The organism is Pseudomonas sp. GW821-FHT10C09 (genome assembly GCF_059415465.1).
Genome location: NZ_JBWKNG010000014.1, coordinates 112,802 through 125,743, shown reverse-complemented (window position 1 = coordinate 125,743; position 12,942 = coordinate 112,802). Strand labels below are relative to the sequence as shown.

Sequence of the window (12,942 nt, the reverse complement as noted above, 5' to 3'; positions counted from 1 at the left end):
CCAGTGCTGAACATTCAGCATTGGGTGAGCTTAGGAACTGGAGCTTTGCGGCGCTATCGGACGGCGGATGAGATCGTTGTAGGACTCTGCCTTGAATCAGCGCTGAATCCGGAATAGCTGGAAGGTCGTTCCGACCTTATCGCGAGCAGGCTCGCTCCCACAGTAGATTGGGGGCCCACAGTGGATTGGGTTTCACCGTGGGATCGATCGTGTTACTCGCTTGGCGGAGTCAGCTTCGCTTCCAGTTCCGCAACTTTGGCCTCAAGGCTTTCCAGCCGTGCACGGGTGCGAGCCAGCACAACCATCTGACTATCAAATTCTTCCCGGCTGACCAGGTCGAGCTTGCTGAAGCCGCTCTGCAACAACGCCTTGAACTGGCTTTCGATTTCGCTTTTCGGCAGCGGGGTTTCGCCGCTGAAGAGGCGGGAGGCGGTGCCCGTCAGGGCGTCGAGGAAGTCTTTGGGCGCGAGCATGGGAAAGGTCCTGGAAACAATGGCGGGCAGTGTATCACGCAGTGTCTATAGTCAATTCCGGCGGGTAGCCCGCGCACGCTTTTCGCGCATGCGGACGGACGGCAGCGCACTGTTGTTGTGCGTTAGTTCGCGGGTAATGGAGAACGCCGGCTCGTGGTATTGGCCAAGGGATTGAATTCAGAGGTTTTTGGCGAGATGGCAAGCTTTCTGCTTAGTGACTATCAACCCATGCACTGATGCAGTCGCTGTGACGAATGCAGTGCGCCAGGCGAAACGGGGGAAGTGTTTCGTACGGGGTGGTTAGCTGGGGTCGGACGGGCATTCAAGGCCGACGATGCGTTACAAAGCCAGGCACTGCGCTTAGACTTGAGTCGGGTTTGTTTTCCTGGGGCAAGTCCACCAATTCGGGAGAGAGTTTTCATGAAGCTAGTCACTGCCATCATCAAGCCGTTCAAACTGGACGACGTGCGCGAGTCGCTGTCCGAGATCGGCGTGCAGGGCATTACCGTTACTGAAGTCAAAGGCTTCGGTCGGCAGAAGGGTCACACCGAGCTGTATCGCGGCGCGGAATACGTGGTCGATTTTCTGCCCAAGGTGAAGATCGATGTCGCCATTGACGACAAGGATCTGGACCGGGTTATCGAGGCGATAACCAAGGCAGCCAACACCGGCAAGATCGGTGACGGCAAGATCTTCGTGGTCAATCTGGAACAGGCGATTCGCATCCGTACCGGCGAAACCGATACCGACGCGATTTAAAAGCCGCCACAAACCCAACGCCCCAGGAGAAAACAATATGACTCTGCGTAAATTCGCAGGGCTAGGAGCCCTGTTGTCCCTCGTAATGCCCGGCCTGGCCTTGGCGGCAGACGAAGTGGCGGCCCCAGTCCTCAATTCCGGCGACACCGCCTGGATGATGACCTCGACAGCCCTCGTGCTGTTCATGACCATTCCCGGCCTCGCGCTGTTCTACGGCGGCATGGTTCGGTCCAAAAACATTCTTTCCGTGATGATGCAGTGCTTCGCCATTACCGGTCTGATCAGCGTCCTGTGGGTCATTTATGGCTACAGCATCGCGTTCGACACCACCGGCATGGAACAGGGCGTCATCAATTTCAACTCGTTCTTCGGAAGCCTGAACAAGGCCTTCCTCGCCGGCATCACGCCGGCCAGCCTGACGGGTCCTGCGGCGCTGTTCCCTGAGGCGGTGTTCGTCACCTTCCAGATGACCTTCGCCATCATTACTCCTGCGTTGATCGTCGGTGCTTTCGCCGAGCGGATGAAGTTCTCCGCCATGCTGATCTTCATGGGCGTGTGGTTCACCCTGGTTTACGCACCGATTGCGCACATGGTCTGGTCCGGTAATGGCGGCCTGTTGTGGGACTGGGGCGTGCTCGACTTCGCCGGCGGCACCGTGGTGCACATCAACGCCGGTGTGGCCGGTCTGATTGCCTGCCTGGTGCTGGGCAAGCGCAAAGGCTTCCCGACCACCCCAATGGCCCCGCACAACCTCGGTTACACCCTGATGGGTGCCGCGATGTTGTGGGTCGGCTGGTTCGGCTTCAACGCCGGTTCCGCAGCTGCGGCCAACGGCACCGCCGGCATGGCGATGCTGGTGACCCAGATCGCAACCGCCGCCGCTGCGCTGGGCTGGATGTTCGCCGAGTGGATGACTCACGGCAAACCAAGTGCACTGGGTATTGCTTCGGGTGTGGTCGCCGGCCTGGTCGCCATTACGCCAGCCGCTGGCACCGTGGGCCCGATGGGCGCTCTGGTGATCGGCCTGGCAGCGGGCGTGGTGTGCTTCTTCTGCGCCACCACCTTGAAACGCAAACTTGGTTATGACGATTCCCTGGACGCCTTCGGTGTACACGGTATCGGCGGTATCCTCGGCGCGATCCTGACCGGTGTGTTCGCTGCGCCGTCCCTGGGTGGCTTCGGCACCGTCACCGACATCGCCGCACAAGTCTGGATCCAGTGCAAAGGCGTGGGCTTCACGGTGATCTACACCGCGATCGTCACCTTCATCATTCTCAAGGTCCTGGACGCTGTCATGGGCCTGCGTATCACGGAAGAAGAAGAGGCTGTCGGCATCGACCTGGCACTCCATAACGAACGCGGCTACAACTTGTAAGACGCGCATAAAAAACTTGCCCGGCTTGCCGGGCATTTTTTTGTCTGGCGTTTGTCAGTGATAGAACTGCTGAAAGGTTTTTTCGTACACGTTCAGGGGCGTTTACGACGGGCGTTTTTCTGCGGCCAATGGCTTACATGATTGAAGGAATATTAGGGCCTTTGTTTTTTCCCAGAGCGCGCTAGAATGCGCCCCGAACGTGCGGAGAACTGTATGTGGCAACAGACTCTGATTACCCTGCGGGCGCGGCCCCGGGGCTTTCATCTGGTAACGGACGAGTTACTCGCCGGCTTGCCTGAACTCAAGGCGTGTCGGGTCGGTCTGTTGCATTTGTGGCTACAGCATACCTCGGCGTCGTTGACCATCAACGAGAACGCCGATCCGGCGGTACGTCGCGACTTCGAACGATTTTTCAATCGTCTGATCCCACAAGGAACAGACGGCTATGAGCATAACGACGAAGGCCTGGACGACCTCCCGGCGCACTTCAAGGCCAGCGTGCTTGGCTGTCAGCTCAGTTTGCCGATCTCGGCAGGCCGACTGGCGCTGGGGACCTGGCAAGGTGTTTATCTGGGCGAGCACCGTGATTTTGGCGGTGCCCGTAAAGTCCTCGCCACCGTGCACGGTGAAGAGGCATGAACCGCTGGTCACCAGCGGTTATTGAATTTTTCCGGCAGCTGTCGACAGACGGTAAAGCTGGGCTATAACTAATCTGCTTTTCGCAAGAGTCATGAGGTAGAACATGAGCGACGATGATCTGGAAAACGACGACCTCGAAGTAGGCGACGACGACGAAACCGAAGAAGGTCTGGAAGCAGCGGCCGAAGACGTCGCTGAAGACGACGGTGGTGAAACGCCCGTTCCGACCGCCAAAGGCAAAGCCAAGGCAGCGGTATCGGTCGATGAGCTGCCGAGTGTCGAAGCCAAGAACAAGGAACGCGATGCTCTCGCGCGGGCCATGGAAGAGTTTTTGGCCAAGGGCGGCAAGGTGCAGGAAGTGGAGGCCAACGTGGTCGCCGATCCTCCCAAGAAGCCTGATAACAAGTACGGCAGCCGGCCTATCTAAGCGTCTGCCCTTGCTTGCTGAAAAAGCCCGCCGTCGCTGCGGGCTTTTTCATGGGTGAAACAAAACTCTTGAGCTCGACACGATCCCCTGTGGGAGCGAGCCTGCTCGCGAAGAGGACCTCACATTCAAAATCCATGTCGGCTGACCCAGCGCTTTCGCGAGCAGGCTCGCTCCCACAGTTTTTGCGTCAACCCGAGACGGAGTTCCACAGGGCCAACAACGCCGGCAATTCAATCAGGCTGCGAATCTCCGCGTCCGGTGCCTTATTGGCTTCCCACGCTTTGCCTTGCGGGTTAAACCAGATCGCCCGCAACCCTGCCTGCTGTGCCCCGGCAATGTCATCACCCGGATGATCACCAATGTGCACTGCCGTCTCGGGCGTTGCCCCACCGCGTTGCAACGCCTCATGAAACAACCGCGCATCCGGTTTGGCGATGCCGATATCTTCGGCGCACAACGCAAACTTGAAGTAATCCGCCAGCCCTAACCGACGCACATCGGCGTTGCCATTGGTGACCACGCCGAGGGCGTAGTGCTTGGCCAGTGTTTCCAGGGTCGGCTCGACGTCGGGGAACACGTCGATCTGATGCCGCGCATGCAAAAACACTTCAAAGCTTTGGTCGGCGAGATCGTTGGCCTGGTCATGGTCGTAACCGGCCTCTTCCAGCGCATGGAACAACACGCGGCGACGCAACGCGCTGATGCGATGTTTGAGCCCCGGTTCGCTGCTGAGGATCCGCTCGCGAATCGCCCACAAATGCTCCACCGGCACCGCCCCAAGGTTCGGCGCATGCTCGGTCAGCCATTCACGCAATACGGCTTCGGCGCTGAGGATTACCGGGGCGGTGTCCCACAGGGTGTCGTCGAGGTCGAAGGTGATCAATTGGATGGTCATGAGTCATCGCCTTTAATGCGTTTGGCCCGTGGATGGGCGCTGTCGTAAACCGTGGCCAGGTGCTGGAAATCCAGGTGGGTGTAGATCTGGGTGGTCTTGATGTCCGAGTGGCCGAGCAGTTCCTGCACCGCGCGCAGGTCCTGCGAGGACTCGAGCAGGTGGCTGGCAAAGGAGTGTCGCAGCATGTGCGGGTGCAGGTTTTGTCCCAGCTCACGCGCGCCGGCAGCCTTGACCCGCACCTGAATCGCCCGAGGCCCGAGGCGCCGGCCTTGCTGGCTGACGAATACGGCGTCGTCGGCTGGATTGGTCATGGCCCGCAGCGGCAGCCACAGCTCCAGCGCTTCGCGTGCTTTCTTGCCGACGGGCAACAGACGGGTTTTGCTGCCCTTGCCCAGCACTTGAACCATGCCATCGGCCAGGTCAAGTTGATCCAGATTAAGCCCGGTCAGCTCGGAAAGGCGCAATCCCGAGGAATAGAACAACTCCAGAATCGCCTGATCCCGCCGCGCCAGGAAATCATCCTCCACCGCGCCTTCCAGCAGTTGCAGCGCGCGGTCGGTGTCGAGGGTTTTCGGCAGGCGGCGCTCACCTTTGGGCGGCGCCAGGCCATTGGCCGGGTCGTGGTCGCACAGGCCTTCGCGATTCAGATAGTGGTAGAGCCCGCGAACCGCTGATAACAGTCTCGCGAGACTGCGCGACGATTGGCCCTGTGAATGCAGGCGGGCGATCAGGCTGCGCAGGCGCTGGATGTCCAGCGCGGCCCAGCTGCCGATGTTCTGTTTGACGCAGAAGCCCAGCACCTTATCGAGGTCGCGGCGATAGGCGTACAGCGTGTGCGGCGACACCTGTCGCTCACTGCGCAGGTGTTCGCAGTAAGCGTCCAGTTGCCGTTCCATGCTCAGCGGACCGAGCGCAGGGAGCTGTTGACCCGTGGCAGCACGCGGCCCATGACTTCGGCGATGTAGCTCAGGAACAGGGTGCCGACCGAGCTTTTGTAGTGCTGCGGATCACGGCTGGCGATGGCCAGGATACCGTGAATGCCTTGATGACTGATCGCGACGACGGCGGTGGAGCCGATTTGCTTGCGCTGTTCTTCGCCGAACAGGAAGTCCAGTTCGTGTTCACGCAGGCTGCCGCTGACGCTTTTGTCTTCCGAGAGCAAGCCACCGATGGCCGTTTGCGCCTCGGCGTGAGTCACCCAGCGACCCACCGGCATCGGGTTGTCACCCAGCAGGATCAGGCTGACAAAAGGCACCTGGAAGTCCTGGCGCAAGCTGTCTTCGACGCTGATCACCACGTCTTCCAGGCTGGTGGCGTCCATCAGCGCGAGAATCAGGCGGCGGGTCTTGTCGAAGAGGCGGTCGTTGTCGCGGGCCACGTCCATCAAGTGCGACAGGCGATGACGCAGCTCGATGTTACGGTCACGCAGGATGGTCATCTGCCGTTCGACCAGTGAAATGGTGTCGCCGCGACGGTGCGGAATGCGCATGGCCGGGAGCAGTTCTTCGTGCTCGATGAAGAAATCCGGATGAGCCTCCAGGTACGCGGCAATCGCCGCCGCCTCAAGGCTTTCGGAAGGGGATTCGTCGGGCTGCAGGGCGGGAACCTGGGGCTTGTCGGTCATGGATTTCGCTCACTCAAAGACGCACTTGTCCTTCGTATACGCGGACTGCCGGGCCGGTCATCATGACCGGTTGGCCAGGGCCTGCCCACTCAATGGACAAGCGCCCGCCAGGCAGGTCGATCAATAGCGGCGAATCCATCCACCCCTGGCTGATCGCGGCCACTGCGGCTGCGCAGGCACCGGTTCCGCACGCCTGGGTTTCCCCGGCGCCACGTTCCCAGACGCGCAACTGTGCACGGCTCCGGTCGATGACCTGGAGAAAACCGACATTGACCCGCGCCGGAAAGCGCGGGTGGTGTTCGATTTTCGGCCCCAGTTCATGCACCGGTGCGTTATTGATGTCGCTGACCCGCACCACGGCATGGGGGTTGCCCATGGACACGGCGGCCAGTTCGACCGGCGTGCCATCGACGTCGACCGGATAGCTCAGCGCTTGCTCCGGGGCCACAAACGGAATGTCCGCCGGTACCAGGCGCGGTGCCCCCATGTTGACGCTGATCTGGCCGTCGCTACGCACGTCCAGTTCGATGATGCCGCTTTTGGTTTCGACGCGAATCTGCCGTTTTGCGGTCAGGCGCTTGTCGAGCACGAAGCGGGCGAAACAGCGCGCACCGTTGCCGCACTGTTCCACTTCGGAGCCGTCGGAGTTGAAGATCCGATAACGGAAATCCACATCCGGGTTGCTCGGCGCTTCGACGATCAGCAACTGGTCGAAACCGATGCCGGTGTGCCGGTCGCCCCATTGCTTGGCGTGCTTGGGCAGGATGTGCGCGTGCTGGCTGACCAGGTCGAGGACCATGAAGTCATTGCCCAGGCCGTGCATTTTGGTAAAACGCAGCAGCATGGGGTTACTCCGGCAGCAGGCTTTCGCCAGCAAACAACTCGGCTACCGTCTCACGGCGACGCACTTCAACTGCCTGATCACCGTCCACCAACACTTCAGCGGCGCGGCCGCGGGTGTTGTAGTTGGAACTCATGACAAACCCGTAGGCGCCAGCCGAATGCACGGCCAGCAGGTCGCCTTCTTCCAGGGCCAGCTGACGATCCTTGGCCAGGAAGTCGCCGGTTTCGCAGATCGGGCCGACGATGTCGTAGGCACGCGCGGCGGTATCGCGTGGGCGCACGGCAGTGACGTCCATCCAGGCCTGATACAGCGCCGGGCGGATCAAGTCGTTCATGGCCGCATCGACGATGGCGAAGTCTTTGTGTTCGGTGTGCTTGAGGTACTCGACCTGGGTCAGCAGTACACCGGCGTTGGCCACGATGAAGCGGCCCGGCTCGAACACCAGCGCCAGGTCACGACCGTCGAGACGCTCGCGCACAGCCTTGATGTAGTCGCCAGCCAATGGCGGCTCCTCGTCGCGATAACGCACGCCCAAACCACCACCGAGATCGATGTGACGCAGGTAGATGCCGCAATCGCCGAGGCGATCGACCAGGCCCAGCAGGCGGTCGAGGGCATCGATGAAGGGCGGCAGCGTGGTCAGCTGCGAGCCGATGTGGCAATCGACGCCGACAATTTCCAGGTTTTGCAGTTGCGCGGCGCGGATGTACACGTCTTCGGCGTCGGCAATGGCGATGCCGAACTTGTTCTCTTTGAGACCGGTGGAGATGTACGGGTGCGTGCCCGCATCAACGTCCGGGTTCACACGCAGCGAGATCGGTGCGCGAACGCCCAGCTCGGCGGCGACCACTTGCAGGCGTTCCAGCTCATCGGTGGATTCGACGTTGAAGCAATGCACGCCGACTTCGAGGGCGCGACGCATGTCGTCACGGGTCTTGCCGACACCGGAGAAGACGATCTTGTCGGCGCTGCCGCCAGCGGCCAGCACACGTTCCAGCTCGCCACGGGAGACGATGTCAAAACCGGCGCCCAGACGCGCCAGGACATTCAGTACACCGAGGTTGGAGTTGGCCTTGACCGCGAAGCAGACCAGGTGCGGCATGCCGGCTAGCGCATCGGCGTAAGCCAGGTACTGGGCTTCGATGTGCGCGCGGGAGTAGACGTAGGTCGGTGTGCCGAAACGTTCGGCAATGGCCGACAGGGCCACACCTTCGGCAAACAGCTCCCCGCCACGGTAATTAAAAGCGTCCATGGCGTTCCCTTATTGGTAGACGTCGTGCTTGTGTGCTTTGGAGGCAGGCTGTTTTTGCGAGGACTTGGCCTGCTCGACAGGGTCCTGGTCTTCGTCTGGCAGATACAGCGGGCCTTTTTGACCACAGGCCGACACAAGGCAGGCAACCGCGACGAGCGCAGCAAGGGAAGAGATCAGGCGCTTCATGGCGAAATCCTTGAAAATGCGTTAATTGCGCCGGAGTATACCGGCCACCCGTCAGCTTGCCTATGCGACGGGGCTCCCGTCCGGCGGGGCTTGGCACGATGCCGGTCAGCCAGGCGCAATCCCTGTGGGAGCGGGCTTGCCCGCGAAAGCGGTGGTTCAGTCAACAAAGATATTGAATGTGCTGGCCTCTTCGCGGGCAAGCCCGCTCCCACAGGTACAGTGTTTGATGTACCTAAATCGGTGCTTGATCGTTATCCTTTGCAATCACCGGGGCTCGCCCGTATCTTGCGGCGCTTGAGCGTGAACAGACACTTTTTGAGGTTGCCGCAATGAGTTTGACCGAAGCCCGTTTCCACGATCTGGTCGATGCCACCCAGCAGACGCTGGAGGATATTTTTGACGAGTGTGACCTGGATATCGATCTGGAGAGCTCGGCCGGTGTGCTCACCGTCAAGTTCGAAAACGGCAGCCAGTTGATCTTCAGTCGTCAGGAACCGCTGCGTCAGCTGTGGCTGGCGGCGGTGTCCGGTGGTTTCCACTTCGACTATGACGAAGAGAGCGAGCGCTGGATGTGCGACAAGAGCGAAGAGCAGCTGGGCGAAATGCTCGAGCGCATCGTCAAGCAGCAGGCTGACGTCGAACTCGATTTCGAAGGTCTGTGAGATCGTGACCGAGCCCGCCGTCGTTCGCCCACCCAAGCCGCTCTACAGTAATGTCAGCCCGGCGGTCCCTTCGCCGTGCAGTGGTGTGTGCCGGCTGGACGAACAGAAGGTTTGCCTGGGATGTTTTCGCCATGTCGAAGACATCCGCGAATGGCGCTCGGCGGATGATGAGCGCAGGCGGGTTATCTGCGCCCAAGCGGTCCAGCGAAAATCCTTGGCATAAGGGTTTTTGTGGCGAGGGAGCTTGCTCCCGCTCGGTTGCGAAGCGACCGCAAGATTTTCAGGGCCGCTTCGCGCCCCAGCGGGAGCAAGCTCCCTCGCCACAGTGGTCTACACAGGCCCATGGTCGCACCTGACTTGTATATTTATTGAGCTGTGATAGTGTCCGGAAACGCCTCAACTCATCGAGGCTCGTGAAAACCCCGCCTTTTTCTGGCGGGGTTTTGCTTTTTCTGTGCAGAAGAAAGGAGTCTGCCTCAATCATGACCGCACCTTCCATCACCCTTACTCGTCTGGACGTGCAACGTCTGGAGCGCCTGATCGACAGCCTGGACGACACGCTGCCGGGCGTTATCGCGCTGCAAACCGAACTGGATCGCGCCGATACCCTGGTCGGCCACGATGAAGTGCCGGCCGATGTCGTGACGATGAATTCCCGTGTGCATTGCCGCGAAGAAGGCAGCGGCAAGGACTATCACCTGACGTTGGTCTACCCTAAAGACGCCAATGCCGACGAAGGCAAGATTTCCATTCTGGCGCCGGTCGGCAGCGCACTGCTCGGTCTCAAGGTTGGTCAGCACATCGACTGGCCGGCACCGGGCGGCAAGACACTGAAACTGACCCTGCTGGAAGTCGAATCGCAGCCGGCCGAGGGCGGCCACTTTCCGGAATAACCCCCTTCAGACCTGTTCGAGCGCCTCGTTCAACGAGCGCTCCAGGTCAGCCTTGTAACGCAGATACAGATTGCTGGAACTCTGACCGTCACCGAGCAGGCCCGAGAGGTCCAGGTCGGTGATGTAGCAGCGATAGCGTTCGGTTTCGCGTCGCTGATCGACAATCTCCTGCGCGACCACGCTGAACAGTTGGTCGCCATGTTCCAGCTCTGAAAACTCTCGCTGATTGCAATACAACGTCACCTGCACCTCGCCTGGCGCGGCTTTGCCGATGATGGCTTGCACGTCGTAGAAAGGTTTGTTGACCGGCGTTTGCGGCGCTGGCCGCACTTCGACCCGACGCGCCCGCCCGGGGCCGGACGGCAGCAGTTGGTAGTACAACGTGTCCATGCTCACGGGTTGAGCGGCATCCATCGGCAACAAGGCATCGCGCCGGTACTGGATGGATTGCAGGAAGCGTTGCAACGGCACCAACAGGCTCTGTTCGTCGTGATAGGGCAGGCGTTGTTGCCACAGCGCATTGAGCTCATCCAGCACGTAGAGATCAGCCTGATCCTCGTTGATTCTGTAGAACACCTGAATGCACTCGGGCTGGCCCATCGGCAGGATCAGCGCGAGGTCGTGGTCTTCCAGTGCCATCGGGTCCAGGTGTAGCGGGCTGTAGCCTGTCAGCTCCTCACCCAGGTAATCGATCAACGCCGGCAAGGTGGCGATGGCGACGTGATTGACTTGGCCCGGCACCAGTTCCAGCACGTGATAGTGCTGCTGGACCTGGATCAGGTAGCGGTGATTGAGGTTGCTCAACAGAAGGTTCTGTGCGGTGTCGATCACCTCTTCTACCCGGCGGGCAATGAACTGCGCACGGTTATGGCAGAAACAACGAACCCGCAGCTTGGGCTGTTGTGGCCCGCTCGGCAGGTTGTTGAGGTAAGCGCGCAGGCAGTCGAGCAGGGCGTGAGGGCCGTCATAGCGGCTGACCAGCACTTCGTTCCAGCTGTTGAGCGTGACCTGGTCCAGCGTCAGCACGAGGTTCTCGCGAACCCCGGCATAGCTCAGCGAGTCGGTGCGTTCTGTGGTCATCAGGATGTTCAAGTCGCGATGGTGCTTGAGCGGGTCGACGCCAACGTTCACCAGGATCAATACCTCGCTCGGTACGCTGGCGCGCAGCAAGGGCTCTTCCGCCACGGTGGTCAGGGGCAGGGCGATGCACTGTTGCAGGCTGCCGAGCAGGTTGAACAGTTCGAATTCGCTCAGGTCGCTAATGCCAGGGTGCAGGGCGAGGCGCGTGCTGCTGTCGATCACGCCGTTGCGATGGCACCAGGTCAGGAGTTCCAGCAATTGGCGGCTGCGCTTGATCGGCGCGAAATGCTCCCACTCTTGAGCAGTCAGGCTGCCGTTGTACAAACCCCACTGGGTTTGCCCCGGTTCCTTCTTGTTCGGCGCCTGCACCAGCGTCAGCGTGTCTTCGGCCAGGTCCGGGGCGATGCCGGGGTTGATGAATTCGACCTTGTCGGCCTTGCGCTCGAAGGCGGCATACAGTCGGCGACCCAACACATTGAGGTCGCGCTTGTTGATCAGGCTGGCGGTGTCTTCAGTGCGGGCGAACTGGGTCAGGAAGCGGTAGCTGTAATTCAGCTCGTTGACCAAGGCGCGACGTTCAGCGCTGACCTGGCGGACTTTCCACTGGCTGCGGCTATCGAGCAGCGCCAGTTGCCGTTGGTCCCAACCCCATTCCTGGGCCAGTCGCTCCAGCAATGAACGCTGCCAGCTCTGGGTGCGGATGTTGCCGGTCAGTTTGCGATTGACCTTCAGGTACAGCGCGCGGCGCACCAGTTCCAGCCGCTCCGGTTCGCCCTGGGCCTTGAGGTATTCCTCGATGCGCCGGTAGACCACGATGTACGGGTCCAGCTCGTCGAGGTCCAGTTGATTGGCGAACACCGCTTGCTTGAAACGCAGGCTCAGGCAATGAACCTTGGGGTGTTCGCTGGCGTAGACCTCGGTCAGCAGCAGCTTGAGTACGGACTTGTAGGGCGACTCGATGCCCTTGAACAACTGCCAGAGCCCGGCACCGATGAACTCCCCCGGCGGTATGAATGCCAGATGCCCCAGGTCCAGACTTTCGTCGGCACGGATGAAGCGTTTGGACAGCAGCGTGTGGGTGTAGCGGTCGTAGGCGGACTCTTCGTAGACCGGCACCAGCCACCAGATCGGCGTGCGACCGGCCAGCCAGATGGCGGTGCGATAGAACTCATCCAGCAGCAGGTAATGCTGGGTGGTGCCGCAGTCTTCGGAACTCAACTGGGTGTCGCGCTCACCGAGCACGAAGCGCGTCGGATCGATCAGGAAGAAATGCGCCTCGGCGCCCTGGCTGGCGGCCCAGACCTCCAGCAGTTGGCATTTTTTGCGCAGCTCGGCGAGTTCGCTTTCGCTGAGGTCCGGCGCGTGGCAGACCCAGACGTCCATGTCGCTTTGATCGGCTTGAGCCAGCGTGCCAAGGCTGCCCATCAGGAACAGGCCGTGGATCGGTCGCGGCGGATTGCTGCCGTGTCGCGGCTTGTAAGAGAACGAGCGGGTCAGGCGCTGGGCTTCAGCGAGGGCATTGGCATCTGGCTCGAAGTTCGACAGCCCGGCCGGCGTAGCGCCGGAAACATACCCCGGTAATAACGGATGATTGACGTGGAAAAACAGCGGTAGCAGCGTCAGCACCGTTTGCTGGCGGGTCGACAACCCTTCCATGGCCCGGGCCATGCGGCCTTCATTGAGTTTTAGAAAGCGTGCGCGCAGTTGGCTGAGAACCTTGCGGTCGATTCCCTCGTCCAGATCGGGGCGGATTTCATGGGTGCGGGTCATGTCAGCTCAAACCGGCTCGCGAGGCTCGGACGTGGGGGCGGCGAATGAGGGGCAGTTTAGCGC

Annotated in this window: 15 protein-coding genes; 7 read left to right on the top strand and 8 right to left on the bottom strand. The window is 60.7% G+C overall.

Translation table 11 applies throughout. From position 1 onward, the window contains the following. Positions 1-212: 212 nt before the first annotated feature. Positions 213-473 (bottom strand): accessory factor UbiK family protein, encoded by a 261-nt coding sequence (locus AC07N8_RS16440; RefSeq protein ID WP_493144606.1) that lies wholly within the window; start codon positions 471-473, stop codon positions 213-215. 420 nt (positions 474-893) lie between these two features. Here AC07N8_RS16440 and glnK point away from each other — a divergent pair, with 420 nt between their 5' ends. From glnK to sutA, 4 genes are all read left to right on the top strand, one after another. Next, positions 894-1,232, top strand: a complete 339-nt coding sequence (gene glnK, locus AC07N8_RS16435) for a P-II family nitrogen regulator (RefSeq protein WP_002555808.1) — start codon at positions 894-896, stop codon at positions 1,230-1,232. Positions 1,233-1,269: 37 nt separating this feature from the next. Further along, on the top strand, positions 1,270-2,607 hold the full coding sequence (locus AC07N8_RS16430) for an ammonium transporter (protein WP_027926392.1): 1,338 nt from the start codon (positions 1,270-1,272) through the stop codon (positions 2,605-2,607). Between the two features lie 213 nt (positions 2,608-2,820). Further along, on the top strand, positions 2,821-3,246 hold the full coding sequence (locus tag AC07N8_RS16425; RefSeq protein ID WP_008030499.1) for a secondary thiamine-phosphate synthase enzyme YjbQ: 426 nt from the start codon (positions 2,821-2,823) through the stop codon (positions 3,244-3,246). A gap of 103 nt (positions 3,247-3,349) precedes the next feature. Next, positions 3,350-3,673 (top strand): dormancy-specific transcriptional regulator SutA, encoded by a 324-nt coding sequence (gene sutA / locus AC07N8_RS16420; protein ID WP_094470027.1) that lies wholly within the window; start codon positions 3,350-3,352, stop codon positions 3,671-3,673. A gap of 187 nt (positions 3,674-3,860) precedes the next feature. On the opposite strand, the gene AC07N8_RS16415 is transcribed toward sutA, so the two are convergent. The 6 genes from AC07N8_RS16415 to lptM are packed head-to-tail and all read right to left on the bottom strand — an operon-like array spanning position 3,861 to position 8,474. Next, on the bottom strand, positions 3,861-4,568 hold the full coding sequence (locus tag AC07N8_RS16415) for an HAD family hydrolase (RefSeq protein ID WP_493144602.1): 708 nt from the start codon (positions 4,566-4,568) through the stop codon (positions 3,861-3,863). Then, the gene (gene xerC, locus AC07N8_RS16410) at positions 4,565-5,464 is read right to left on the bottom strand and encodes a tyrosine recombinase XerC (protein ID WP_493144600.1); all 900 of its coding nucleotides are present in this window, start codon (positions 5,462-5,464) and stop codon (positions 4,565-4,567) included. The genes AC07N8_RS16415 and xerC overlap by 4 nt, the downstream gene beginning before the upstream one ends. 2 nt (positions 5,465-5,466) lie before the next feature. Continuing rightward, positions 5,467-6,192 (bottom strand): DUF484 family protein, encoded by a 726-nt coding sequence (locus tag AC07N8_RS16405; RefSeq protein WP_483843750.1) that lies wholly within the window; start codon positions 6,190-6,192, stop codon positions 5,467-5,469. 13 nt (positions 6,193-6,205) lie between these two features. Beyond that, the gene (gene dapF, locus AC07N8_RS16400; protein WP_483843751.1) at positions 6,206-7,036 is read right to left on the bottom strand and encodes a diaminopimelate epimerase; all 831 of its coding nucleotides are present in this window, start codon (positions 7,034-7,036) and stop codon (positions 6,206-6,208) included. 4 nt (positions 7,037-7,040) lie between these two features. After that, positions 7,041-8,288, bottom strand: a complete 1,248-nt coding sequence (gene lysA / locus AC07N8_RS16395) for a diaminopimelate decarboxylase (protein WP_483843752.1) — start codon at positions 8,286-8,288, stop codon at positions 7,041-7,043. Between the two features lie 9 nt (positions 8,289-8,297). Next, the gene (gene lptM / locus AC07N8_RS16390; protein WP_483843753.1) at positions 8,298-8,474 is read right to left on the bottom strand and encodes an LPS translocon maturation chaperone LptM; all 177 of its coding nucleotides are present in this window, start codon (positions 8,472-8,474) and stop codon (positions 8,298-8,300) included. Between the two features lie 329 nt (positions 8,475-8,803). Here lptM and cyaY point away from each other — a divergent pair, with 329 nt between their 5' ends. The 3 genes from cyaY (at position 8,804) to rnk (ending at position 10,029) form a co-directional block, all read left to right on the top strand. After that, a complete protein-coding gene (gene cyaY, locus AC07N8_RS16385) occupies positions 8,804-9,136 on the top strand; it encodes an iron donor protein CyaY (protein WP_123434872.1) in 333 nt (110 codons plus the stop codon). A gap of 4 nt (positions 9,137-9,140) precedes the next feature. Then, positions 9,141-9,359, top strand: coding sequence for a DUF1289 domain-containing protein (locus AC07N8_RS16380; RefSeq protein ID WP_483843754.1), 219 nt, complete (start codon positions 9,141-9,143; stop codon positions 9,357-9,359). Positions 9,360-9,618: 259 nt separating this feature from the next. Further along, on the top strand, positions 9,619-10,029 hold the full coding sequence (gene rnk, locus AC07N8_RS16375; protein ID WP_046045088.1) for a nucleoside diphosphate kinase regulator: 411 nt from the start codon (positions 9,619-9,621) through the stop codon (positions 10,027-10,029). 6 nt (positions 10,030-10,035) lie between these two features. Here the strand turns inward: rnk and AC07N8_RS16370 are convergent, their stop codons facing one another. Further along, positions 10,036-12,879, bottom strand: coding sequence for a class I adenylate cyclase (locus AC07N8_RS16370; RefSeq protein ID WP_493144595.1), 2,844 nt, complete (start codon positions 12,877-12,879; stop codon positions 10,036-10,038). Positions 12,880-12,942 lie beyond the last annotated feature (63 nt).